This window comes from Ketobacter sp. (assembly GCF_003671495.1).
Taxonomy (GTDB): Bacteria; Pseudomonadota; Gammaproteobacteria; order Pseudomonadales; family Ketobacteraceae; genus Ketobacter.
In genome coordinates, this window is the sequence record NZ_RCHN01000046.1 from 152,964 (window position 1) to 175,763 (window position 22,800).

At 57.4% G+C, this 22,800-nt stretch carries 21 protein-coding genes; 10 read left to right on the top strand and 11 right to left on the bottom strand.

Going from position 1 to position 22,800, the window contains the following annotated elements; all coding sequences use genetic code 11:
- Position 1: 1 nt before the first annotated feature.
- Both D9N14_RS22045 and D9N14_RS22050 read right to left on the bottom strand, forming a co-directional pair.
- A complete protein-coding gene (locus tag D9N14_RS22045) occupies positions 2–454 on the bottom strand; it encodes a beta-lactamase hydrolase domain-containing protein (protein ID WP_290583920.1) in 453 nt (150 codons plus the stop codon).
- 9 nt (positions 455–463) lie between these two features.
- Positions 464–772 carry an ArsR/SmtB family transcription factor gene (locus D9N14_RS22050; protein ID WP_290583922.1) on the bottom strand — a complete coding sequence of 103 codons (309 nt, stop codon included), beginning with the start codon at positions 770–772 and terminating at the stop codon, positions 464–466.
- Between the two features lie 86 nt (positions 773–858).
- On the opposite strand from D9N14_RS22050, the gene D9N14_RS22055 reads away from it, so the two are divergent.
- Positions 859–1,737, top strand: coding sequence for an MBL fold metallo-hydrolase (locus D9N14_RS22055; protein WP_290583924.1), 879 nt, complete (start codon positions 859–861; stop codon positions 1,735–1,737).
- A gap of 122 nt (positions 1,738–1,859) precedes the next feature.
- Here the strand turns inward: D9N14_RS22055 and D9N14_RS22060 are convergent, their stop codons facing one another.
- Positions 1,860–3,743, bottom strand: a complete 1,884-nt coding sequence (locus D9N14_RS22060) for a PhoX family protein (protein ID WP_290583926.1) — start codon at positions 3,741–3,743, stop codon at positions 1,860–1,862.
- A 124-nt stretch (positions 3,744–3,867) separates the two neighbouring features.
- The gene (locus D9N14_RS22065) at positions 3,868–4,551 is read right to left on the bottom strand and encodes a hypothetical protein (protein WP_290583928.1); all 684 of its coding nucleotides are present in this window, start codon (positions 4,549–4,551) and stop codon (positions 3,868–3,870) included.
- A gap of 266 nt (positions 4,552–4,817) precedes the next feature.
- Here D9N14_RS22065 and D9N14_RS22070 point away from each other — a divergent pair, with 266 nt between their 5' ends.
- Complete coding sequence (locus D9N14_RS22070) at positions 4,818–5,171, top strand: transcriptional regulator (RefSeq protein ID WP_290583930.1); 354 nt, start codon at positions 4,818–4,820, stop codon at positions 5,169–5,171.
- Here D9N14_RS22070 and D9N14_RS22075 read toward each other — a convergent pair.
- The 3 genes from D9N14_RS22075 to cysC form a co-directional block, all read right to left on the bottom strand.
- Positions 5,162–6,922: a mechanosensitive ion channel family protein gene (locus D9N14_RS22075; protein ID WP_290583932.1), complete on the bottom strand. Its 1,761-nt coding sequence runs from the start codon at positions 6,920–6,922 to the stop codon at positions 5,162–5,164. The genes D9N14_RS22070 and D9N14_RS22075 overlap by 10 nt on opposite strands.
- Before the next feature lie 19 nt (positions 6,923–6,941).
- Positions 6,942–7,664, bottom strand: a complete 723-nt coding sequence (locus tag D9N14_RS22080) for a YebC/PmpR family DNA-binding transcriptional regulator (RefSeq protein WP_290583934.1) — start codon at positions 7,662–7,664, stop codon at positions 6,942–6,944.
- Between the two features lie 105 nt (positions 7,665–7,769).
- On the bottom strand, positions 7,770–8,390 hold the full coding sequence (cysC, locus tag D9N14_RS22085) for an adenylyl-sulfate kinase (RefSeq protein ID WP_290583936.1): 621 nt from the start codon (positions 8,388–8,390) through the stop codon (positions 7,770–7,772).
- A gap of 359 nt (positions 8,391–8,749) precedes the next feature.
- Here cysC and D9N14_RS22090 point away from each other — a divergent pair, with 359 nt between their 5' ends.
- Entirely contained in the window at positions 8,750–10,501 is a 1,752-nt protein-coding gene (locus tag D9N14_RS22090; RefSeq protein ID WP_290583938.1) for a hypothetical protein, read from the top strand.
- A 26-nt stretch (positions 10,502–10,527) separates the two neighbouring features.
- Here the strand turns inward: D9N14_RS22090 and D9N14_RS22095 are convergent, their stop codons facing one another.
- The gene (locus tag D9N14_RS22095; RefSeq protein WP_290583939.1) at positions 10,528–11,094 is read right to left on the bottom strand and encodes an outer membrane beta-barrel protein; all 567 of its coding nucleotides are present in this window, start codon (positions 11,092–11,094) and stop codon (positions 10,528–10,530) included.
- Positions 11,095–11,334: 240 nt separating this feature from the next.
- Here D9N14_RS22095 and D9N14_RS22100 point away from each other — a divergent pair, with 240 nt between their 5' ends.
- On the top strand, positions 11,335–13,131 hold the full coding sequence (locus D9N14_RS22100; RefSeq protein WP_290583941.1) for a diguanylate cyclase: 1,797 nt from the start codon (positions 11,335–11,337) through the stop codon (positions 13,129–13,131).
- A 72-nt stretch (positions 13,132–13,203) separates the two neighbouring features.
- Here the strand turns inward: D9N14_RS22100 and katG are convergent, their stop codons facing one another.
- Entirely contained in the window at positions 13,204–15,423 is a 2,220-nt protein-coding gene (katG, locus tag D9N14_RS22105) for a catalase/peroxidase HPI (protein WP_290583943.1), read from the bottom strand.
- 458 nt (positions 15,424–15,881) lie between these two features.
- On the opposite strand from katG, the gene D9N14_RS22110 reads away from it, so the two are divergent.
- A complete protein-coding gene (locus tag D9N14_RS22110; RefSeq protein WP_290583945.1) occupies positions 15,882–16,145 on the top strand; it encodes a hypothetical protein in 264 nt (87 codons plus the stop codon).
- Between the two features lie 198 nt (positions 16,146–16,343).
- Positions 16,344–17,102 (top strand): CFI-box-CTERM domain-containing protein, encoded by a 759-nt coding sequence (locus tag D9N14_RS22115; protein WP_290583947.1) that lies wholly within the window; start codon positions 16,344–16,346, stop codon positions 17,100–17,102.
- Positions 17,103–17,139: 37 nt separating this feature from the next.
- On the opposite strand, the gene D9N14_RS22120 is transcribed toward D9N14_RS22115, so the two are convergent.
- On the bottom strand, positions 17,140–18,000 hold the full coding sequence (locus tag D9N14_RS22120; RefSeq protein ID WP_290583949.1) for an acyl-CoA thioesterase: 861 nt from the start codon (positions 17,998–18,000) through the stop codon (positions 17,140–17,142).
- 95 nt (positions 18,001–18,095) lie between these two features.
- Here D9N14_RS22120 and D9N14_RS22125 point away from each other — a divergent pair, with 95 nt between their 5' ends.
- The 3 genes from D9N14_RS22125 to D9N14_RS22135 all read left to right on the top strand — a co-directional run bounded on the left by D9N14_RS22125 (position 18,096) and on the right by D9N14_RS22135 (position 21,012).
- On the top strand, positions 18,096–18,683 hold the full coding sequence (locus tag D9N14_RS22125) for a gamma-glutamylcyclotransferase (RefSeq protein ID WP_290583951.1): 588 nt from the start codon (positions 18,096–18,098) through the stop codon (positions 18,681–18,683).
- Entirely contained in the window at positions 18,676–19,977 is a 1,302-nt protein-coding gene (locus D9N14_RS22130) for a hypothetical protein (RefSeq protein ID WP_290583953.1), read from the top strand. Before D9N14_RS22125 ends, D9N14_RS22130 begins: the two co-directional genes overlap by 8 nt.
- A 240-nt stretch (positions 19,978–20,217) precedes the next feature.
- Positions 20,218–21,012 (top strand): YdhR family protein, encoded by a 795-nt coding sequence (locus D9N14_RS22135; protein ID WP_290583955.1) that lies wholly within the window; start codon positions 20,218–20,220, stop codon positions 21,010–21,012.
- A gap of 66 nt (positions 21,013–21,078) precedes the next feature.
- On the opposite strand, the gene D9N14_RS22140 is transcribed toward D9N14_RS22135, so the two are convergent.
- Positions 21,079–21,678 (bottom strand): TetR/AcrR family transcriptional regulator, encoded by a 600-nt coding sequence (locus tag D9N14_RS22140; protein WP_290583957.1) that lies wholly within the window; start codon positions 21,676–21,678, stop codon positions 21,079–21,081.
- Positions 21,679–21,892: 214 nt separating this feature from the next.
- Here D9N14_RS22140 and D9N14_RS22145 point away from each other — a divergent pair, with 214 nt between their 5' ends.
- Positions 21,893–22,744: an SDR family oxidoreductase gene (locus D9N14_RS22145; RefSeq protein ID WP_290583959.1), complete on the top strand. Its 852-nt coding sequence runs from the start codon at positions 21,893–21,895 to the stop codon at positions 22,742–22,744.
- Positions 22,745–22,800: the final 56 nt, after the last annotated feature.

Below are 22,800 nucleotides of genomic sequence, written 5' to 3' on the forward strand. Positions count from 1 at the left end.
GTCAGGCGGGGTCGCGGCGCATCAGCTCCACGACACCGGGCTCCAGCTTGGTGAGTCCGGCTTTGCGGCCCATGGCCAACGCTTCGTCGGCACTTTTTCCGGAATACCAGTACTCTTTCAAGGCCACCAGTGCGCCTACCCGGTTGGCGCTACGGCAGTGCACCAGCAAGGGGTGGTTGTTGCAGTCTTCCATCAGTGCGGCCAATTGGCGGGCGGCGTCCCGGGTGAGATCCTGGGCACCCCGAATGGGAATGTTCACATAGTGCATGCCCAGGGCGGCCACCTGATCCGACTCGCTGGCCGGGGTTTCTTCCTGCGGGCACAGGTTGATTACGGTTTTGATCCCTTTCTTGGCAGCATCCTGCAGATCCTGTTCGCTGGGCATGCCACAGGCCAGCAGGTCCGGTTGTGGGGTGCAGAGATTGGGAACATTAAGAGGGTGGTCGTTCAGCATGTGGACTCCTTAGGCATTTCCGCAAAAGTGTTGATGCAGCAGGGCGACAATGTCCATGGCGGGGCCCTCTGCGACGGAATAGAAAATGGTCTGGGCCTGGCGGCGGGTTTGCACCAGTCCCTGATTGCGCAGTACCGCCAGATGCTGCGACAGTGCCGACTGGGAGAGGTCCAGTTGCTCATTGAGCTCCCGCACGCAGCACTCACCCTGGGACAGGGTGCACATGATCATCAGCCGGTTCGGGTTGGACAGGGCCTGCATCAGGTCGGCCGCCGCCTGGGCGTGCGTCCTGAGTTCTTCTAAATTGCTGATTTGCATATCGGTCAGTTCTAATTTAGATTATTCTAATATATATGGATTCTTCAAACATTTCAATTTTGGCAGTTAATAGGGCAGGTGACACCATGGCGAACGCAGAAATCAACGCTTTTTTTGACCCCACCACCTCCACCATCAGCTATGTGGTGCATGGGGGCGCAGGCAGCCCTTGTGCCATCATTGATCCGGTGCTGGATTTTGATGCCAAAGCCGCCCGTATCGCCACCCACTCGGCCCAGGCCATCATTGATTACGTACGCACACAGCACCTCAGAGTGGAGTGGATTCTGGAAACCCACGCCCATGCCGATCATTTGTCGGCTGCCCATTGGATTAAACAGCAACTGGGGGAAGGGCGGATTGCCATCGGTGAGGGGATCACCGGGGTCCAGTCCCATTTCGCCAAATTGTTTAATCTGGGTCCGGATTTCGTGCCCGATGGTTCGCAGTTTGATTACCTGTTCCGGGCCGGTGAGACCTTCCGTATCGGTGCGCTGTCGGTGGAAGTGCTGTGCACCCCCGGGCATACCCCGGCCTGTGTCAGCTACCGGATTGGGGATGCGGTGTTTGTGGGGGACACCTTGTTCATGCCGGACTATGGTACGGCGCGTACGGATTTCCCGGGTGGCGATGCCCGGGCATTGTATCAGTCCATTCAGCGCATTCTGGCCCTGCCGGACGCTACCCGGTTGTTCATGTGCCACGATTATCAGCCTGGCGGTCGGGAACCTCGATGGCAAACCACGGTGGCAGAACAGCGACAGCAGAACCTGATGATCCGGGATGGGATAACAGAAGAACAGTTCGTGGCTGCCCGCGAGCAGAAAGATGCGACGCTGGCCGCGCCGATGCTGATCCTGCCGTCGTTGCAGGTGAATATCCGGGCCGGGCAACTGCCGCCAGCGGAAGACAATGGTGTCCGTTATCTGAAACTGCCACTGAATCAATTGGGCGGTGGGCGCTGATTCATCGCGACGGAACCGGCGTGACTGATCGGAGAACAGGCCTGCTGAATGAAAAAAGGAGCAAACGGCCATGGGGTCCGCTTGCTCCTCTGATGTTGCAATCAGGATAGAAGTGAATCGGCTTACGAACCGATGATGCCACCGTCTTTCTTGGTGATGACGATGGTGCAGTCGCGAGGAATGGTGACACCGTCAAAGGGCGCCGGGAAGTTGGAGAGGGCTGGGTCGCCGTCCCCCGGGTGCTGGGTGTTCACAAACATGGTGCGACGATCCGGTGTTACGGTGATGCCGGTGATCTCGTCGCCGCTGACGCCAGTGAACAGGCGGCTCAGTTTGCCGGTGGTGGTGTCGGCTACGAGCATTTGGTTGTTCAGGCCGTCTTTCTGTCCGCCATCGGTCTGGATGAACAGGCGACCGTCGGGGTCGGCCCACAGACCATCGGGCGAGGCAAAGGATTCATCTGTGCCATGAGTGGTTTCCGCGATCAGGAAGATATCCCAGCTGAAGGTGGTGCCGGTGTGCTCATCGGCGTCGTGCCAGCGAATGATGTGGCCGTCGGGGTTGGGCGCCAGGGGGTTGGCTGCGTCGGCGGTAGTGCGGCGGCTGTTGTTGGTGAGGGTGCAGTAGACGTCGCCGTTGGGGGCGACGGTGGTCCATTCCGGACGGTCCATGGGGGTCGCGCCCACGATGTCAGCCGCGATGCGGGTATTCACCAGCAACTCACCCATGTCGGCAAAACGGGCGGCCAGATCGGCGTTGTCCAGGGTCAACGGCAACCAGACGCCGGAACCGTCTTCATCGAAGCGGGCCACGTACAGGGTGCCTTCGTCCAGTGGGCTGATGCCCGCGGCCAGCATTTCCTCGTAGTGTCCGGCAGAGACAAACTTGTAGATGTAATCAAAGCGCTCATCGTCGCCCATGTACACGACCGCCCGGCCGTCCTGACCGATGACGGTGGTGGCGCCTTCGTGTTTGACGCGGCCCAGCGCGGTGCGCTTCACCGGCATCTGGGTGGCGTCGAACGGATCGATTTCCACCACCCAGCCGAAGCGGTTTTCTTCATTTTTGTAGTCCGGGTTGGACAGGTCGAAGCGGGCGTCGAACTGCTCCCAGCCGTAACCGAAACCACCGGCGCTGAAACCGTAACGGCTGTGGGATTCTGTGGGAGACCAGGTTTGCTCGCGGTTGGTGGCACCAAAATAGCCGTTGAAGTTTTCTTCGCAGGTCAGGTACGTGCCCCAGGGTGTCGGGCCGGCTGAGCAGTTGTTGACGGTGCCCAGGGGAATATTGCCAGCAGGGGTTTGCAGCAGGGCATGGCCTGCCACCGGGCCACTGAACGTGACCGGGGTGTTGACGTGAATGCGACGGGCATTCTTACTTTCCACCGGGCGCCAGGTGCGGCCGCGTTTTTTAATCTCAACCACGGATACGCCGTGGGCATGTTGCGAGGTTCGAACGTCGTCCAGGCTTTCCGGTGCTGCTTTACCCAGCACGTGGTGATTGCCGCCGAACTCGTGGTTGATGGCCAGCATGCCGTGCTCGTTGCCGCGACGGCCGCGGTTGCCGCGCTTGAACTTGTCCGAGAATTTCTCACATTCTTTCTGATCGATAGGGAAGAACGCCATGCCATCGTGGCCAATACCGATCTGCTTGGCCTGGTCTGCCGGCTTGGGCGGCCAGCTGAACGCAGGGCCGCTGGGCTCCAGGGGTTCTCCCCAGGGAATCAGGACTTCGTATTCGTAATCCGGCGAGATGGCGGGCATGGGTCCATTGCCGTCCGCCACGGCCACTGGGGTGAAATCGATCAGGGGTTTGCGACCGGGCCAGTGTTTGTGGCCTGCGCTGGCCAGGCTTGGTGCGGCGACAAACGAAGCCGCCGCCAGGCCCATGCCACCTTTCAACACCTGGCGACGGTCCAGGCTGGATTGCAGCACGTCTTCAAACGGGCGGTTGCCGCTGGTGTTACTGATACCATTATCATTGTCGTATTGCAGGTCGTTACGCATGTTCTCTCTCCTACTTGGTTGGATGCTGACCAATGGAGCAGAACGCTATCAGGTAATTACTTCAGATTTGTGACCCAGCGGGCAATCCCCCAAAGGACGACCCGCAGGGTAGCGGTGGCAACCGTTACTCTTCCACTTTCAAACGCTCCTGCCGGCAGCCGTCTGCCAACTGGATGGTGAAGCTCCAGTCATCCAGCCAGAATTGTGGGGCGGGTCCGCCATCGAAGTTGGTGACTTTCCACTGCACTTCCACCGGCACGGCTTTGCTGGTTTTGCTGTCGCTGTTGAAGACACAGTGGTGGCGATCCATGGCATGGGATTCCCAGGAGGCATCCGACTCTGTGCCGCCGTCCGTGCTGTCGAAGGCGTAGGTGTCCGGGGCGAAGCTGGAGGCCTGAGGGGAAGCTTCCACGCCGTCCACCAGAATGCGTACTTCACACCAGTCCGGTGCCGCGCTACCCGGTTCGTTGCAACGGGACTCGGCACTGAACGACAGGTTCACCAGGGCATCTTTGCCCGCAGGAATCACCACCCGGCTTTTGCTGCCGGGCAGGGTGACAAATTTTTCCGAACTGATCACCCTTGGCTTGGTGCTGGTAAGCGCCTGTTTGTAGTAGTGGCCGCGGGACGTGAAACGGATTACATCCGGCTCCTCCAGTGTCGGGTTAGCCACCAGATCATTCAGAGTGGCTTTGTATTCCAGGCCGGGTTGCGGACTGAATTCCCGGATCTCCTCGACGCTGGCGGCTTGGCTGATTGAGGTGGCCAGCGCGGTGGCGATGACCAGGGTGGCGGTTGCGTATTTCATGATGTTGGCTCCTGAGTGGTATTGGGTTCTGCATCCGACTTCCTGCCGGATTCGTTGCCTACCCTAGCCAAGCGCCACCGCCTGCACCTGAAGAAAAGTTGAAGTTTGCCTGATGATTGTTTGAGGTTTGTTTGAATTCCGTGGAATTACGCAGACGTAATGTCAATTTTTAACAGCGCCAACGTTGATCCTTAACTTCAGCCATAAGCAGCCTGAGGCATACTGGCGGTTACCGGACAGGGTGTTCGCCGAGGATTACAACAAGGATGCATCTAGCTAAAGGTAAGGAATACCACTTTTTGAATTTTCAGCTGGTGCCGGATCAGGCCCGTCTGCTGCGGCAAGGGGTGGATGTGCCGCTGGCGCCAAAAACGCTGCACTTTTTGTGTCTGCTGATCCATGCGGGTAACGCCGTGGTGAGTCGGGACAGGCTGTTCGATGTGTTGTGGGAAGGGCGCGCCGTATCCGATGAATCACTGGCCCAAGTGGTCGCGCAATGCCGGCGCGCGTTGGGGGACAGCGCCGCGCAACAAAAGGTGATCAAGACGGTGCCCAAGCTGGGGTTTCGCTTTGTGCCGGAACTGCGGGTGGTGAGCGCAGAGGAGCCCACTCAGCTTTGAGAATGTCCCCGCGCCGGATAGCGCAGCTCTCCTTTCAGACTTTCCTTTTCGGCTTCGGTCAAATCCGGGAATGCCAGCCGGTTTTGCTGTTCCAGTTCACTGATCCGCGCCGCAGCGTCCGCTTCTGCAGTCGCGTCGGTGTCGGCTTCCTGCCGGATCAGCAGTCGCTGTTGGGGTACCGCCAGTTGCACCGCGCAGTCCCGTAGCATCTCCAGAATGCGCAGGTTCAGATCCTCCGCCACCGCCAGGTACACTTCGTAGTCGGCACTGTCAACGTATCCGTTAATGCTAATGATATACGCATCCCGTTCGATAGTTTCAAAGCGGGCCCGTGCTGCGATGTCCAGCAGGCGCGGGTGACTGGCCAGCAGTTCCCTGAGTTTTTGCAGCACCAGGCGCAATTGGTCCGGTGTGGAATCCAGTGCCAGAAATAATGTGCGGGAATAGCGGCGGCGATCGTTCTCACTGATATTTTCCAGACTGATGGACACCAGGCTGGAGTTGGGCACATGGGCCACGGAACGGTCCAGGCGACGAATGCGGGTTGAGCGCAGGCCGATTTCCTCGATGATGCCGGTGATGTCACCCACCTTGCAGAAATCACCGGGCTTGATGGGTTGGGCAATGTAAAGGGTGATGGCGCCGATCATGTTTTCCAGGGTTTTTTGCGCCGCCAGGGCCAACGCCAGGGAGCCGATGCCCAGGCCTGCCAGTATCGTATTGATGTCGTATCCGCTTTCTGTAAGCCAGAGCACCAGCACCACAATGATGGCGATGATTTTCAGAATGGTGCGGATGGGGCGGATGATGCCGGACCAGTAACGCTGGTGGGCAGTGCGACTCAGAAACAGGGCGGTGAAAAATTCGATGGCGGCCAGCAACAGGAAAACGGTGGCAATGTAGCCCAGGGCTGCTTCGTTCAGGTAAATGCGTGCTTTGACCGACAGCCCCAGCTCGCCTACGCCCAGTTGGGTCAGTTTGAAGAACACGAACCAGGGCATGGGTACCGCCACCAGGCGATGCATGGTGTCGCGATAGCGGTCGGAGAATTGAATGGCCCACAGCAACAGCCAGCGTAACCCGAACGCCAGCGCTGCAGCGCCGGCCATGATCACCAGTAACCCGATCACCTGCCAGTTTTGCAGATACAGGAAGTTGAAGTCCGGCAGGTGCTCTTCCAGTTTGATCAGCAGCGGGTTGTAGCCGTAGACCGCCCACAGGTCGGGAATATAACGGGTAGTGGCGTTGGAAATTTTCCAGATGCGGCCGCCCTGGCTGTCCGGCACCCGCTGCAGATAAATCGGGATGGATTCGTTGTTGTTGAGGGGAATGGTGCCCAGCAGATCCCGGTAACTGGGCAGGCCATCATCCTGATGTCCTTCCCGGGTATTGCTGACGGCGGAGAAATCGATGATCCGGTTCTGGCTCCAGATGATGTTGAGTTTGCGGATCAATTCCCCGGGGTCCTGAGCGGCCATTTCCTCTGGCAGGAAGCGGGTATCCAGAAACTGTGCGGCCTTTTCCCAGTCGCGGTTTTGGCTGGCTTCATGCAGGGCCAGCACCGTGGAGAGGGGTGTTTCCCCCTCCCGGATGCTGTTGCCTTCATCCTTGAACTGCTCCATCACCTCTTCCGAGCGGGAGCCGGCTTCCAACACATCGCGGATGGTGGGCGCTGCTTCCTGGGCACTGAGCCCGGCCAGGGGGCTCAGCAACAACCCCAGCAGGATCACCAGGCGCAGGGGCGTCATCATGCCTGCTCTGGCCACCAGGTCAGCCCGGGAATTCCGCGTTGTGATAGATTTCCTGCACGTCTTCCAGGTCGTTCAGCAAGCTGGCGAAGCGCTCAAACTGCTCCACGTCCTCAGCCGCCATGGGGTGTGCGGTCTGAGGCAGATAGGTGATTTCCTCCATCTCAAATTCCGTTTCCGGCGCCCATTCGAGGATGGCGGTCTTGGTCTTGAAAAACTCGGTGGGCGGCACCAGCACGGTAATCATATTGTCATCCTGCTCAATGTCGCTCACGTCCACATCGGCGTTGAGCAGGGCTTCCAGCACCGGCTCTTCGTCTTCACCGGGGAACACGAACATGGCCCGGTGATCGAACATGTGGGACACCGAGCCCTGGCTGCCCAGCTTGGCCTTGCACTTGGAAAACACACCGCGAATTTCGCCGAAGGTGCGGTTACCGTTGTCGGTGAGTGCGCTGATCAGCACCATGCATCCGCCGGGGCCGATGCCTTCGTACAGGGCCGCCTGAAAATCCTCGCCGGTACCACCGGTGGCTTTTTCGATGGCTTTTTCGATCACGTGGCTGGGCACCTGATCCTTTTTGGCGCGGTCGATCAGGCTGCGCAGGGCCAGATTGGCGCTGGGGTCCGGGCCACCGCTTTTGGCAGCCACATAAATTTCGCGGCCGTATTTGGAATAGACTTTGGTTTTGACGGCGGCCGTCTTGGCCATTGATACTTTGCGGTTCTGGTATGCTCGACCCATGGGAATTCTTCTTTGTCGTGTTGGAATGACCGGCAATTTTAGCGGGATACCGGGCTGAAGGCGAATGCTAAGCGCGCGTCAGTCCGGCAACGGCAGCGGGGTTTGCTATTGCTCGCCCAGATAACCGTTTTGCTGCAGGTAGCCGATGACGGTCTCCACTTCCTCTTCCAGCGTCATATCAGCGGTTTGCAGATGAATTTCCGGGTTCAGCGGTGCCTCGTAGGGGTCGTCAATCCCGGTAAAGTTTTTGATTTCCCCGGCGCGGGCTTTTTTGTACAGCCCTTTTGGATCGCGCTTTTCCGCTTCTGCCAGTGGGCAGTCCACGAACACCTCGATAAAGGTCAGCTCGGCGGCCCCGTGAATTTCCCGTACCCGGTCACGATCCTCCCGGTAGGGGCTGATGAAGCTGGACAGGGTGATGACTCCGGTGTCGGCGAACAGTTTGGCGATCTCGCCGATTCGGCGGATGTTCTCGGCCCGGTCCTCGGCGCTGAAGCCCAGGTTCTTGTTGATGCCCAAGCGGATGTTGTCACCGTCCAGGCGGTAACTGAGGTGCCCCATCTCATACAGTCGCTGCTCCAGTGCAACGGCCACTGTACTCTTGCCGCTGCCGGACAGGCCAGTGAACCAGAGGGTAGCGCCCCGCTGTTTGATCAGGCGGGCGCGGTCGGCCCGGGAAATTTCACCGTGGTGCCAATGGACGTTGGTCGCTTTCTGTTTGGTCATGCAAGTTTACCTTTCTCCGTGGTGCGTTCTGTGCGGCGTGTGATGCTGCTGCGGATGTTCCCTAGAATAGGAAACACCCATTGCAATTACAATACGTTACGATACTTACGCTTTTTTAAGATTTGCAACCCATCTCCCGGTGAAGGGAGCCTGTCAGCGATGGACGATAGTGCTACCATCAGGGGCACAAAAATGCCAAGAATGCATGCACGCCAGGGGGGTGGCATGAATAAGTTGAAGCGGATGACGATGACTATTCCAGTTAGCGGGTCATTCCACATTGCTTGCCTGACGCAGGGATTCAAGCATATGCCTGTTGCAATTTGCCGTGATCGGCTCAGGTAAGGACTGTTTATATCATGTTGTATTTGCACAAACTGGGTCAGAGCCCGGGCCGGGTATTCCTGATTACGCTGGTGCTGACGTTGCCTGCGTTGGGGTCAGGCTGGCTGGGGGATGATTACATTCATTATGCGTTATTGCACCCGGATATCCAGATTCCCCGTGCCAACGACTGGTCACTGTTCGGACTGTTTTCCTGGGTGGATGCCACGCCGGAGCGGACCCGTGTGCTCATCGATCAGGGGGTGATTCCCTGGTGGACATACGAAGGTTTCCGCTATCAGTTCTGGCGGCCGCTGGCGGAGCTGAGTCACTGGCTTGATCATCGTTTATGGCGGGATTCAGCGCGGTTGATGCACGTGCACAGTCTGCTCTGGTATCTGGGCCTGGGGTGGGCGCTGTATCATCTGTTGCGACGCAGCGGCATGTCGCTGACGGCCTGCGTGGCGGCACTGGCGGTGTACCTGTGGGACAGCACCCACGGCCTGACCCTGAGCTGGATCGCCAATCGCAATGCGCTGATGGCGGCGTTATTCGGAGTGTTGTGTGTGCTGGAATATATCCGTTGGCGCGAAAGCGGTGTTGTATACGCGCTGGCGCTCAGTCTGTTGTGGCTGTTGTGCAGCCTGTTCAGTGGCGAGATCGGCATTTCCACCTGTGCCTATCTGGGTGCATATGCACTGATGGTGGACCGGAGCGGGCCGCGGCGGGCGTTACTGGCACTGTGGCCTTATGTTGTTATCAGTGTGGCCTGGTGGGTGACCTATAAGCTGGGAAATTTTGGCGCGAACAACTCCGATGCCAATTACATTGATCCGGTGGAGTCTCCCCTCAGTTTTCTCAGTAACCTGGGGGAGCGTATACCCGTGCTGCTGTTTGCCCAGTTTGGTCTGGTACCGGCGGACGTGTTTGGCTTCAACCCTGAATCCATGACTCTGTTCGCCCTGGTGGGTATGATTTTTCTGGCGTTGGTGGCGCTGGTTCTGTGGCCGTTGTTGCGGAATTCGGCGCAGGCCAGGTTCTGGGCGTTGGGCTGTGTCTTTGCCGCCGTGCCCATCAGCGCCACGGTGCCGGCGGATCGCAACCTGCTGATGGTGGGCATCGGCGCGTCGGCCCTGTCGGGGATGTTGTTTAATGCGTTGGCCCAAGGTGAGCTCGGTTCCCGTTTGCAACGGACAGGGGCCTATGTGCTGTTCGTACTGCATTTAATGTTGGCACCCTTGTTGATGCCGCTGCTGAGTTACAGCCCGGTGATCTGGAACCAATTGATGTCCCTGCCCATGACCAAGCGTATGCCGGTGCAGTCCGAGCAGGAACAAGTCCTGTTATTCGGGATGAGCATGCCCATTGCTCTGGCCACGACGCCCATGCGCTTTGCCCACCGCTTGACGGTGCCAGCGAACGCCTGGTTCATTTCATCCCGTCACGCTGAGTTCACCATTACGCGGGTGGCGGAGGACAGCATCCGTATAGAATCCAGCCTGGGTATGATCGATGAATTTGAGCAAACTGTGCGGGATCTGCAGCGGGAGCCTCTGCAGTTGGGCCAGGAGGTGAACACCCGTGCCATGACCATGACCGTGGTGGCCCTGGATGAGGCCGGATCACCTGCCGCGCTGGACATGCGGTTTCACTCCCGGGGTGCACGGGGTGCACAGGATGTGGTGATCCTTTACTGGGACGGGGAGGCTTTCCGCCGGTCGCCGCTGCCCCCGCTGGGGGAGCGGCTGCGGCTGGACCTGACTCGGGCGGAATCGGCGGTGCGGTGACCGCCTTGCCCAGGACAGCAGCGGGATCAGAAGGTGTAGGACGCCCCTACGGAGAAGTAGTCGATGTCCACTTCGTCCAGATCAAACATTTCATATTCGGCCCGCAGCGCGATGGAGCCCAGCTGGAACTTGGCGCCCAAGCCGAACGCGGGGTCGGTGCCGGACTCGGAATCGTCGCCAAAGGCGGTGTCGATATCGGAATCCCAGGCGAAATACCCCACCTTGGCAAACAAACCTACCGGGCCCAGGTTAAAGCCGCCCAGACCGTAGGCGGTCCAGCCATAGGCTTCCAGCTCATTGCCGGTGAAGCTGCCGATGTCTCCCTTGACGGAGCCCAGGCCCATATAGCCTGCTTCCAACGCCAGGTCCAGGAATGGCAACAGACCCAGGTTGTAGCCACCGAAGACCTTGTAGCCGGTGTCTGAGTCATCGAATTCGATTTTGTCGTCCCCTTCGCCGTCGGAGAAATCCACCTCGGCTGTGCCCAGGGCGGCACCCAGGTAAAAGCCGCTGTCAGAGCCGGCAACGGCAATGTTCGCGAAGGAAAAGGTGGCGGCAAGGGCGAGCAGGGCAGGTAATTTGGTTGTATTCATGGTGATGGCTCCGGTTCCGTGTGAGTGGCATGACAATAGCGCCGAAGCACAGCGTTGTCTACCAGCGCAGTGGCCACCGGTTGCACGGTTTGGGTCAGGTTTGTGCTATTTTTGAACAGGGGCCGAACAGGCCACGCTGTAGCCGTCGCAGGATGCCGTAGCAGTGATGTATTTGATCTATAGTTAAGCGGGCAGGATACGGTGTTGGTTGCCCTGTTTGATTGCCTTTGGGGCCTTGTCATGAATTGGAAATTGTTGCTGGTCGTGCTGTGGGCGGTACCCCAGTTTGCGTTTGCGCTTAACGTCATCAAGGTGGATGGCGGGGAGGACGGTCGGCAGACCACCGGGCAAGCCGAAATCTGGCACGATGTGGAGAACAATCATAACGTGGCAGAGGTGGAGCGCCGTTATCAGCAGGGCGCGTTTGCGCCGTTGCAGACGGCCGGTTCCACCGGCCTGAAACCCGGTGCATTCTGGAGTCATTTCCTGTTGCACAACGTGACGGAGCAGCCGCTGACTCTGGAACTGGAGTATGTGGATCATCAGTTGGTTGCCCTCGAGACGTTCGTCCGGCCGGGTGCTGGCGGGGAGCAATACCAGGCCATCGCCAACCTGTCGCTGTCCGACCCGTTTGATCTGCGCCCGGTGCCTCACAATCGTTTTGTGGTGCCGGTTGTTATCCCGGCGGGGCAGAGCGTTGAGTTCATGGTGAAGTTCAGTTCCCATCAGGCGGGATTTGTTTTTCCCAGTCTGCGTATCTGGACCCCTGAACGCCTGCGTGAGAACTACACCCGCGAAACCAGCGTGATCATGTTTCTGTTCGGCGGGATTTTCATCATGTCGATCATGTCACTGGTGGAGGCCGTCGCCACCCGGGACAAGACCTTTCTGCTCTATTCCGTTTATGCGCTGTCGAAGATCGTCAGTTGGTGCACGATTCTGGGCTACACCCACCAGTTCCTTCTGAAGGATCATTTTCATTGGAACTACCTGTCCATCAGTGGTGCGCTGGGGGTGTTCTTTGGCATCGTCTTTGCCCGTGAGTTTCTGCAGACCCGGAGATACGCACCGCTGGTGGATTACGTTCTGCTGTTCATGCTGGGCAATGCAGTGTTTCTGCTGGTGTGCGCCATCTTCAATTTCAACAAGCTGGCGGTGTTGTCCATTACAGTTGCCTTGCTGCTGTATCCCATGATGTCGGTGGCGGGAGTGGTGCGTTGGCGGCAAGGGTCGGCGGATGCGGGTGTGTTTGCCCTGGCCTGGAGTCTGCTGGTGTTCGGTTTGGTGGTGCAGGCGTTGCGTGATCTGGGCGTCGTGCCCCACAGCACCTTGAATTATTACTGGCCGGCGTTTGCCTCCTTTGTTGAAATGCTGGGTATCATGGCGGCCATGGGGATCAGGGTGCGCCGCTTACGCCTGCAGAAAAACGCAGTGAAGAAGCGCTATCGCAACCATCTTGAGGAATCCAGAAAGGCACTGGAGGAACAGGTGCGGTTACGAACCCGGGAACTGGAAATGGCCAAGCTGGAAGCAGAGCACGAAGCCCGCACCGATCCGCTGACCGGCGTTTACAACCGTCGCAGTTTTTTTATCGAGGCCGGTAAGCGGTTACATCTGGCGTTGCGCAAGCAGCAACCCATGAGTCTGTTGATGTTCGATATCGATTTTTTCAAATCCATCAACGACACCTTTGGCCACCGACTGGGGGACGAAGCCCTGCGCCTGTTCAGCGATACGGTGGTGGCGAATCTTCGGGACAGCGATGTCTGGGGGCGACTGGGGGGTGAGGAGTTTGCGCTGGTCCTGAATGAAGACCGGGACGGTACCCGTAGAACGGCACAGCGCCTGCGCGAGGCGATTGGCAACATTGGCATCAACACCAGCGCCGGTGAATTGCGTATGACCGCCAGCATTGGTGTGGCTTATCTGGGGCAGGAAGAAGACATAGACATGTTACTTAATAAAGCCGACGATGCCCTTTACCGGGCCAAACATCAGGGGCGGGATCAGATCATCGAATACGAGGCAGGAATTTAGCGTGTCGTTGTGAGGCGCAAAGATCCGGCGCCATCCAGTGGGCGGCGCCGGTTTGGTTTGGATGATTAGTGTCTATCGGATATCAAAGCGATCTGCCTGCATGACTTTGGCCCACGCCAGTACGAAGTCATCCACAAACTTTTGTCTGGAATCGGCCGAGGCATAAAATTCCGCAATGGCTCGCAGCTCGGAGTTGGAACCGAAAATCAGGTCCACCGGGGTAGCGGTCCACTTCACCTTGCCGGTTTTGCGGTCGCTGCCTTCATAGAGCCCTTCCTGCTTCGACTTTTTCCACACCGTGGACATATCCACCAGGTTCACAAAGAAATCGTTGCTCAATTGACCGGGCTTGCTGGTGAACACGCCGTGCTTGCTGCCATCGGCATTGGCACCCAGTACCCGCATGCCGCCGACCAACGCCGTCATTTCCGGTACACTCAGGTCCAGCAGGGCGGCTTTCTCCACCAACGCTTCTGCCGGTGGGCGCGGATAGCCCGGCTGCAGGTAGTTGCGGAAACCGTCGGCTTTGGGCTCCAGATAGGCAAAGGATTCCACGTCGGTCATGGCCTGCGTAGCATCGGTGCGGCCGGGAACGAACGGCACCGACACGGTGTAGCCGGCATCCGCCGCGGCTTTCTCGATGGCGGCGGCGCCACCCAGCACGATCAGGTCTGCCAGGGACACCGGCGTCTTGGCGTTTTTCTTATTGAAATCCTTTTGGATCTTCTCCAGCTTGCCCAACACTTTCTTCAGTTCCTTGGGCTGGTTTACCGCCCAGTCCTTTTGTGGTGCCAGGCGGATGCGTGCACCGTTGGCGCCACCGCGCATGTCGGTTTCGCGGAAGGTGGAGGCCGATGCCCAGGCTGTGCGCACCAGTTGCGATACGCTCAAACCGGAATCCAGGATCGCGGCTTTCAGTTTGGCAATGTCGGCAGCGCTGACGGTTTGGGCTGTGGCTTTTGGTACCGGGTCCTGCCAAATGTATTCGTCTTTCGGCAGCCAGTTACCCAGGTAACGTGACGTTGGGCCCATATCCCGGTGCGTCAGTTTGAACCAGGCGCGGGCATAGGTGTCTTCGAATTCCGCCGGGTTTTTCAACCATCGCTCCGTGATTTTTCGATAGCTGGGGTCTTCCTTCAGGGCCAGGTCAGTGGTCAGCATGATGGGGGCATGTCGCAGCTTGGGATCGTGGGCGTCCGGCACCATGCCTTTGCCTTTCCCATCTTTGGGAGTCCACTGTTTGGCGCCGGCAGGGCTGGTGGTCAGTTCCCACTCGAAGCCGTACAGGTTTTGCAGAAAGTTATGGGTCCACTCGGCGGGGCTGATGGTCCAGGCGCCTTCCAGGCCGCTGGTCACGGTGTCCACGCCATGGCCTTTGCCGCACTTGTTGCTCCATCCCAGGCCTTGTTCCTTGAGGGTGGCGGCTTCAGGATCGGCACCGACACAGTCAGCGGGTTTGTGTGCACCGTGGGCTTTACCGAAGGTGTGACCACCGGCGATCAAGGCGGCCGTTTCTTCGTCGTTCATACCCATGCGGCCGAAAGCCTGGCGGATGTCTTTGGCGGCGGCCAGCGGATCCGGGTTGCCGTGGGGGCCTTCCGGATTGACGTAGATCAGGCCCATTTCGGTAGCGCCAAACGGGCCTTTCAGCATGCCATCTTTATCGCGCCGCTGATCGGTCAGCCACTGTCCTTCCGGGCCCCAGTTCACTTCTTCCGGTTCCCATTCGTCGGCCCGCCCGAACGCGAAGCCCGCAATTTTGAAGCCCATGTCTTCCATTGCCACCGTGCCGGCCAGTACCAGCAGGTCCGCCCAGGAGAGTGCATTACCGTACTTCAGTTTAATGGGTTGTAACAGGCGGCGGGCTTTATCGAGGTTGGCGTTATCGGGCCAGGCATTGAGTGGCGCAAAGCGCTGCATGCCGCCGTCGGCGCCACCGCGACCGTCAATGGAACGATAGGTGCCGGCTGCGTGCCAGGACATCCGGATGAAAAAGGGTCCGTAATGGCCGTAGTCGGCCGGCCACCAGGGCTGGGAGGTTTTCATCAAGGCGGAAAGATCTTTCTTCAGCGCTTCCAGGTCCAGATCTTTAAACGCATCGGCGTAGTTGAAATCGGCGCCCATGGGGTCGGCGGAGGCGCTGGAATCCCGCAACGGTTCCAGGCTCAGACGGTTGGGCCACCAGTAGCTGTTGTCCGGCTGTTCTGCAGTAGCGGCGAACGCGGAAGTGGAACTGAAGGTGCAAAGGGCAGCGAACGTAAGAGCTTTGCTCACGGTGGGTAGCTGTCTCATGTGGTTATATCCTCGGAGATTTTTAGTATTGATTCAGTACTCTCAGGAAGCAACGAGCGGCTACTGCAGTAGTTGTGCTTAATATTGCAACTACGTAAGGAATACTTCCCGAGCCCATCTTAGGAGGGATGCATCGAGCGCGTACAATTTATAATTTTAAAACTGGTGATTGGATTTTTTAATGGAGTGTTTTTAACGCAGTCAGGTGATTGAAATACACATGATCAAAGATTATCTCGATCAGTCCAGAAACGTTCTCCAGTCGCTGCATAAGGTAACCATGGGCGCCAACTCAAGCGCCGGATCTTGCCGCTGTTGCGTTGTTCAGTATTTTGAAGGATGCCGCTGTTTTCTCGGAGTTTTCCTTTCTTTTCGACGATTTTATTTACTGCATTTCCAATCTTATTTACATTGTCCGAACGCCGGTTCGCGGTATTCGGATTGATAAGGTTAGAAAGATGAAAGAGATGGTGAAGCCAGGGGAAGAGAAATGCCCGTTCGAGTTTAATTTTGATGCCAGCACGTTCAAGCCCGGCGATATGATCAGCTATCGCGTGACCGGGAGTCTGTCGGAAATGCCCTTTGTGGGGATTTTGCTGGAAGTGCACGCGGATCACGTCATTCTGGCCCATGACGATGGCCGTCGCCCGCCCCAGGGGAACCCCATGCGTGGAACCCGTGAAGATCGACCTGTGGTGGAAGAGGCGGAGGCGCTTCGCTGAAGGTTCGGTTCCCGGTCCGGGTTGTCTGGGGACTCGGGCCGGGAGTTGACCGGTCGTCCGGTGAGCGTGGCCTTCTCCGGCTACAGTTCATAGAATGGATGGGGCGTAGCATTTCATTGATGCATTGATCGATGTATTGATTGAGGCATCGCGAGTGCGTTGATCTTAAAAATCCGCAATACGATTCAAGGAGTGAATATGTACCCATCTTCAAGCTATTCCACATTTCAGGTGAACCCTCTACAGGCGAACCCTCTGCAAGTAAATTCGGTCATCGGGGATTACAGTGTTGAGTGCAGCGGTCGGTCGCTGCAGGACCTGGATGAGCAGCAACACATCCAGACTCATCTGCTGTTTGTGTGTGACTACCTTGCTGCGGTAGCCACCGGGCACCTCAGCACCCGCCAGCGACTGAACCGCCAGCACCTGATCCGGGTTTTGCGGGAGTACGCTCTGGCCGGGGAGTTCCCACAGCACGACAGCCCGGTGGGCGCCTTGCGGCAACCGCGGTTTATCGATCATCGGGGTGTGCATTGCGCAGTGGGTGAGTTGATCCGGCACACGGAGGGTCCGGCGCTGCCGGAGCAGATCAACGCGCTGCACCAATACGATTACCTGCCGGATATAGCTGTGCCTGATGTGGCGCTGTGGGCTCAAGACCATGGTCTGAGCCTGGAAGAATGCGCCATGATTCAGCCTTCCTATATCGACTACGACCAGATCCTGAAAGAGTTGTGCCCTTGGGTGGCTTTATCCAAGGGCACCGATCTGGAGCAGCGGACAGACGCTCTGCGCCGGTTTCGGGATCAACGGCTGAAACAGTCCGCCTCTGGTCGGTTGTTGGTGAAAACCTATTACAAAGCCGGCCCCGGAATGATCCGTTTTTTTGCCAACCATCCCTGGAGTCAGGCACCGGCCCGGAAAACCCTGGATCTGCTGACCCGAAATCTGCAATAAGTCCGGGGATGGAATCGGTGCAGCGTTAACTGCACTGTCAGCGACGCACCCGCATCAAGCCTTCCTGCGCGGTGCTCGCCACCAGCTTGCCGGATTCGGTGTAGAAATACCCATGGTTCAAACCACGCCCGCCGCCACTGAGGGGGCTGCGCATGTGGTAGTAGAGCCAGTCGGTGGCGTCGATATGATCGTAGAACCACAGGCAGTGGTCCAAGCTGGCGGCCTGCACCTCGGGGTCAATCAGGGTGTAGGGGTGAGCGTGCAATGCGGTGTTTAAAAACAACAGATCCGATTGGAAGGCCACCACCAGCAAGTGGTCGGCCTGGGTTTGCAGTTGGCCGTTGGCTTTGAACCAGAAACTCTGTTGCGGATCTTGCTGCGGGGCCGGGGCGTCCACCCCAGGTCGAAAGTGGCTGAGGATGTCCAGAGCGGTGAAATTGTCCGGTCGCAGGTAGGTCAGCTCCGGCCGCTCCTGCTGGACCTGTTGCCAAAACTCCCATTCGCTGATCATGGTTTCCCGCGGTTCCATCTCGGGTGCCGGCAGCTGATGCTGAAGGCCGTGCTCTGGAACCTGGAACGATACAGTGGCCAGAAAAATGGTTTTGCCATCCTGCAATGCGCTCACCTGACGCAGTGAAAAACTGCCACCATCGCGAATCACTGTTACGTCAAACTCAATGGGCAGCGCAATGTTGCCCGGGCGCAAAAAGTGGCAGTGCAGGGAGTGGGGTAGACGATCTGCGGGGGCGGTCTGGATGGCGGCACTCAGGGCCTGGGCCACCACCTGGCCGCCGAACACGGCCCGGCGTTTGCCAGGCAGATTACGGCCGCGGAAGTGTAATTCACCGATCTTTTCCACTTTCAGATGGGTGATCAATTGATTCAGGTCGAAGTTCATGGCGGTTACTGCTATTTTCTACAATGAGCTCCCTGTAATAAGAGCTTTCCGTTACTCTGTCAAGCCAGCACTCTGATCCAGAGAACCAAGCCTGTATGTCCGCCAATACCATTGCACTGAACCAGACCATGAATCACTTTGATGACCACACGTCGCTGTGGTTGTTCGGTTACGGGTCGTTGATCTACAAAGCGGATTTTCCTTATCTGGAACGGAAGCCTGCCCGCATCCATCATTGGGCGCGACGCTTCTGGCAGGGTTCCCACGATCACCGTGGCACGCCGCAGCAGCCGGGGCGGGTGGTGACCCTGGTGGAAGCCCCGGGGGCGGTGTGCGAAGGCATGGCCTATCAGATTACGCCGGAGGAATTCGCCCACCTGGATTTTCGGGAGAAGAACGGTTACTTGCGCACGCTCACCGAGATCGAGTTTCGGGACGGTAGCCAGGCTCAGGGGGTTGTTTATGTGGCCAACCGGGATAACGCGGCGTTCCTGGGAGCCGCATCGGAGTTGGAGATTGCCCAGCATATTGCCCGTTGCGAAGGGCCCAGCGGTAACAACCGCGACTACCTGTTGCAACTGGCGCAGGCCCTGCGGCAGTTGGATGAACAGGATGAGCATGTGTTCACCATTGAGCGTCATCTGTTGGCACTGACGCCGCCAGGCAGGGAAGAGGATGTTTAAATCCAAGCAGGCACGGGGTGGGGAGCCGGCGTCGCACCCGCGCCATATTCATGTGGCCCTGGTGCGGGCCGGGTTGGACCCGGAGCGCCTGGTGCGTTTCGAGCTGGGCTGGCCGCACGAACTGCGCTTCAAGTGGCTGCCGCGGTTTGCCTTGATGATGGTGCTGTTCGGGGTGTTGGAGCTGCAGCATCGTTATCCGCTGGTGGTCATGGACCAATGGTTGCTCAGCGGACTGTACCTGTTGCTGGGCCTGGTGATCATCCAGGCCTCCTGCCATGCCTTGCTGCAGGCCACGATTGCGATCGCCTCCCGCCTGCGGGTCAGTCATTATCTTACGGCCACACTCGGGGAAATTGTCGCGACCCTGCCGGAGATTGTGGTGGTGGCGTATCTGGTGGTGGAAAGCCCACTGGCTGCTTTCGTCATGGTGATGATGACCCTGTACAACAACACCCTGGTTTTCAGCTTTTATTCATTCTTCCTGCCCAAGGACAAGCGGGGGCGGTTCTTGATGCCCAAGCCGATTACGGATGCCGGTAACCAGATCCTGATCGCGGGCGGAGCCCTCGGCATCATTTGTGGCTTGTGGATGATCGTAGCCAAAGTGGGCAACCACGGCATGAACTATGTGGGGCCCTTTGACCTGCTGGGACTGGCCATCGCCATGCTGGTGATTTTTGTGGTGTATCTCATCAAGCTGGTACGGGAATACGCCGAGGAGGAGGAACAGGTGGTTGCCGCCCTGCAATGTTCAGAACAGGAGCAGGCGTCCCGCCAGCAGGATGCTTATGAATATGCCGGGATCGATAATGGCAAACTCATCGTGCTGGTGGCGGCCTGTGGCCTGGTGGGTGCCTTTGTGGGTGGTCACAGCGTTGCTACCTTTGCAGGAATCGCCCTGCATGACCTGGGCTTGTCGGACATTGTCACAGCCTTCCTGTTAGCGGCCTGTGGCGGCATGAGCGAATACATGCTGCTGTGGTCCTCCCACCGCAAGGGGGAATACGGTATTGCGCTGGCCAATGCCTTCGGCGGGATCACCCAGGTGGTGTTCCTGTTGCTGCCTTTCACCCTGTTGGGAATCTTTTTCTGTCAGGTTTACCTGGCGCCCCAACACCTGGATTTTCCGTTGTCTTTTTCTGTACCGATTATCCTGCTGTTGAGCTTTATGTTCCCCACCTTTTACACCCTTTCCTCTCTGCTGACCGAGGATCATACCTTTGGCATGTTGGACACCGCCATCATGACGGTCATCGTCTTGTTGCTGATCGTGTTGCTGCTCACCAACGCCTGAATCCGCTTTTATCTGTCGGACACAGTAGTAATGTTGAATGGTGTCAAATAAATCTATTCGCAGTGCGATGGCCCGTGGGGTTTCCCAACCACAAAAATATGACTGATCGGTTAACTCACTAAGTTCCGTCGAAATGTCTTCGTCGGTTAATCAGTGCTTGACAGGATAAGAAGCGTGGTAATATCTTTAAAGATAGTGAGCGTTATCTAATATCGTGGAATCACATTACTGGAGATCATCATGGAGCCGATGTTAAGCCATAGTCTGGATAAGTCATTCGATCGACACAACACATCAAACTGGTGCTGGAAACGCCTTTTTATTGTCGCATTATTGTCATGGGTGCTCGCGCTGATGCCCGGAAAGTCTGCGTTTGCGAACGACATAGGAGCCACTCAGGCGGAACCTGGGGCATTTGTGTACACTGAATTGCAAATGTCCGTACCTTTCGAAGATATTCCCTGGCACAGGATCAATATGGATATCAAGAAGCAGCCCGGATTTCTCAACAAGACCTGGTTGGCTGGTGTGGCAAATCAGTCAGGAGGTGGGCTTTATGCCTTCGATTCAGTTGAAAACGCGCAAAAGTTTGTAACCGGATACTTCCCGGCGGAAGCGAAGAGTTTTGGCGTAGCGCAGACTACACGGGTTTTTGATGCCCAGGTAACCAAGGACGCGAGTGCCGATATGAATTCCGTCTATTACAGTGGCACCCTCAAGCAAAAGCCCGGCGCCTATGTTTATACGGAGGTGCAGTTACACGTTGTTCCTTTTGATAGTGGACCATGGCGACAGTTGAACCCTGTGTTGAAAGCACAACCAGGTCTGTTATCCAAAACCTGGTTAAGTGGACTCAATACCGGGACGCCCGGTGGATTATATGCATTTGATACAATTGAAAACGCGCGGAAGTTTGCTATCGATTATTTTCCAAAGGAAGCGGCGAGCTTGAACGCTGCGTTCTATACTCGCGTATTCGATGCCAATATAACTGAAGATGCCAGTCGTGAAATGAACTCGCCCTTTTACGAATAAAATCAGGCTATAGCTATATGTGGTGTCTGGTCGGGGCTGCATATCGTCGGTGCAGCCCCGGTGTATTCAGCGGATCAGTTTCTTGTTAGCCCAAACCATGGATTTGGCTATTTCCTCCGCCATTTTTTCGTCCTGTATTGCCCGTGCAAGAGTGACTCCCCCGATCATGGTTGCCAACATGCTCCAGGAAACCTGCTTCTTCATGGTAGTTTCCTTGGGCAGTCCCGCGCTGATGGCTTTCACAATCTGGAGCAATTCCTGCTCATAGGCAGCGCGGGTTTCTTCATCGGTGCGTGCAACTTCCGGCGAAAGGGTGGGTAGCGCGCAACCGCCCTGCATGGGCAGGAGGTCCTCGTCAGTATTGGTGGCGTTTCTCGTGTGTGTTGAGAAATACCATTTGATGAAGGAATTCAACCATTGCGCGCCATTTTCTGCTTGGCTGTGCTCGATGCCGCCTCGAAGAAGAGCGAGTCCTTCAGACATCACCTCGCGAAAGGCATTGGCTTTGGAGCCAAAGTGTTTATAGAACGCGCCAGAGGTTACCCCGGCCGCTTTTGAAATACCATCCACTCCGATACCATGAAAGCCTTCTGATCTGAACTTGCTTAGCGCAGCCCGATAGATTCGGTTTCGTGTTTCTTGAATATGTTCTTTACTATATCGCATACTGTCTGCTCGCAATGGGTTTCAACCAGTCCACTCAGTCCCATGACCTCTGAGCTCCATATTTCGTTTAGTTGAAACTATATCCAGAGATTGCGCAAGCATCGCTTTAGCAGACAAAATCGATATGCTTTTGGGTGAATGCCGTTAATCTCCGGAAAAAAGCGAACCCTGAATTGAACTCAACAGCTGAACAAGATATCAAGAGGGAAAGTGAATGGGCTCAACCATGAAACTACAGGGCAAAGTGGCGCTGGTGACCGGTGCCAATACGGGCATTGGGCGGGTGACGGCACGGGAGCTGGCGTTGCAGGGGGCTCATGTGTTCCTGGCCTGCCGCTCAGAGCAGAAGACCCAGGCGGTGCTGGACGAAATTCATGAACTCAGTGGTGGGCAGGCGAAGGCGGAATTTCTGCCCCTGGATTTGGGTGACCTGGATTCCGTACGGCGTTGCGCGGAGACGTTTCTGGCCCGAGACCTGCCTTTGCACCTGTTGATCTGCAACGCCGGGCTGGCGGGGCAGCGGGGCATGACGGCCTCCGGCTTTGAGTTGATTTTCGGGGTTTGTCACGTTGGCCACTTCCTGTTGACGCAGTTGTTGTTGGAGCGCATCAAGGCGTCGGCCCCGGCGCGCATCGTCGTGGTGGCCAGTAAACTGCATCGCACTGCCAAAACCCTGGATTTCGGTGGGCTGCGTCAGCCTACCCGCTCACGCACCGCCATGGCGGAATACGCGGTGGCCAAACTCGCCAATATATTGTTTGCCAAGGAACTGGCAAAACGTCTGCAGGACACAGGCGTGACGACCTATGCCCTGCACCCCGGGGTGGTGGCTTCGGATGTGTGGCGTGCTGTACCCTGGCCGTTCGATAAATTAATCAAAGCCTTTATGCTGTCCCCCGAGCAGGGCGCTGCCACTACCTTGCATTGTGCCACCAGCGCGGCGGTAGCCACCGAAACCGGCTTGTACTACGACGAATGCCAGTCGGTACCGCCCTCGCGCCTGGCCTGTGATGCCTCGCTGGCCCAACAGTTGTGGCAAGAGAGTGAAGCTTGGGTAAACACCTGAAACCGTATCCGACCTGACGCTGACTGAAGCCAAAAGCCACCTCGCCAACGCCCCCT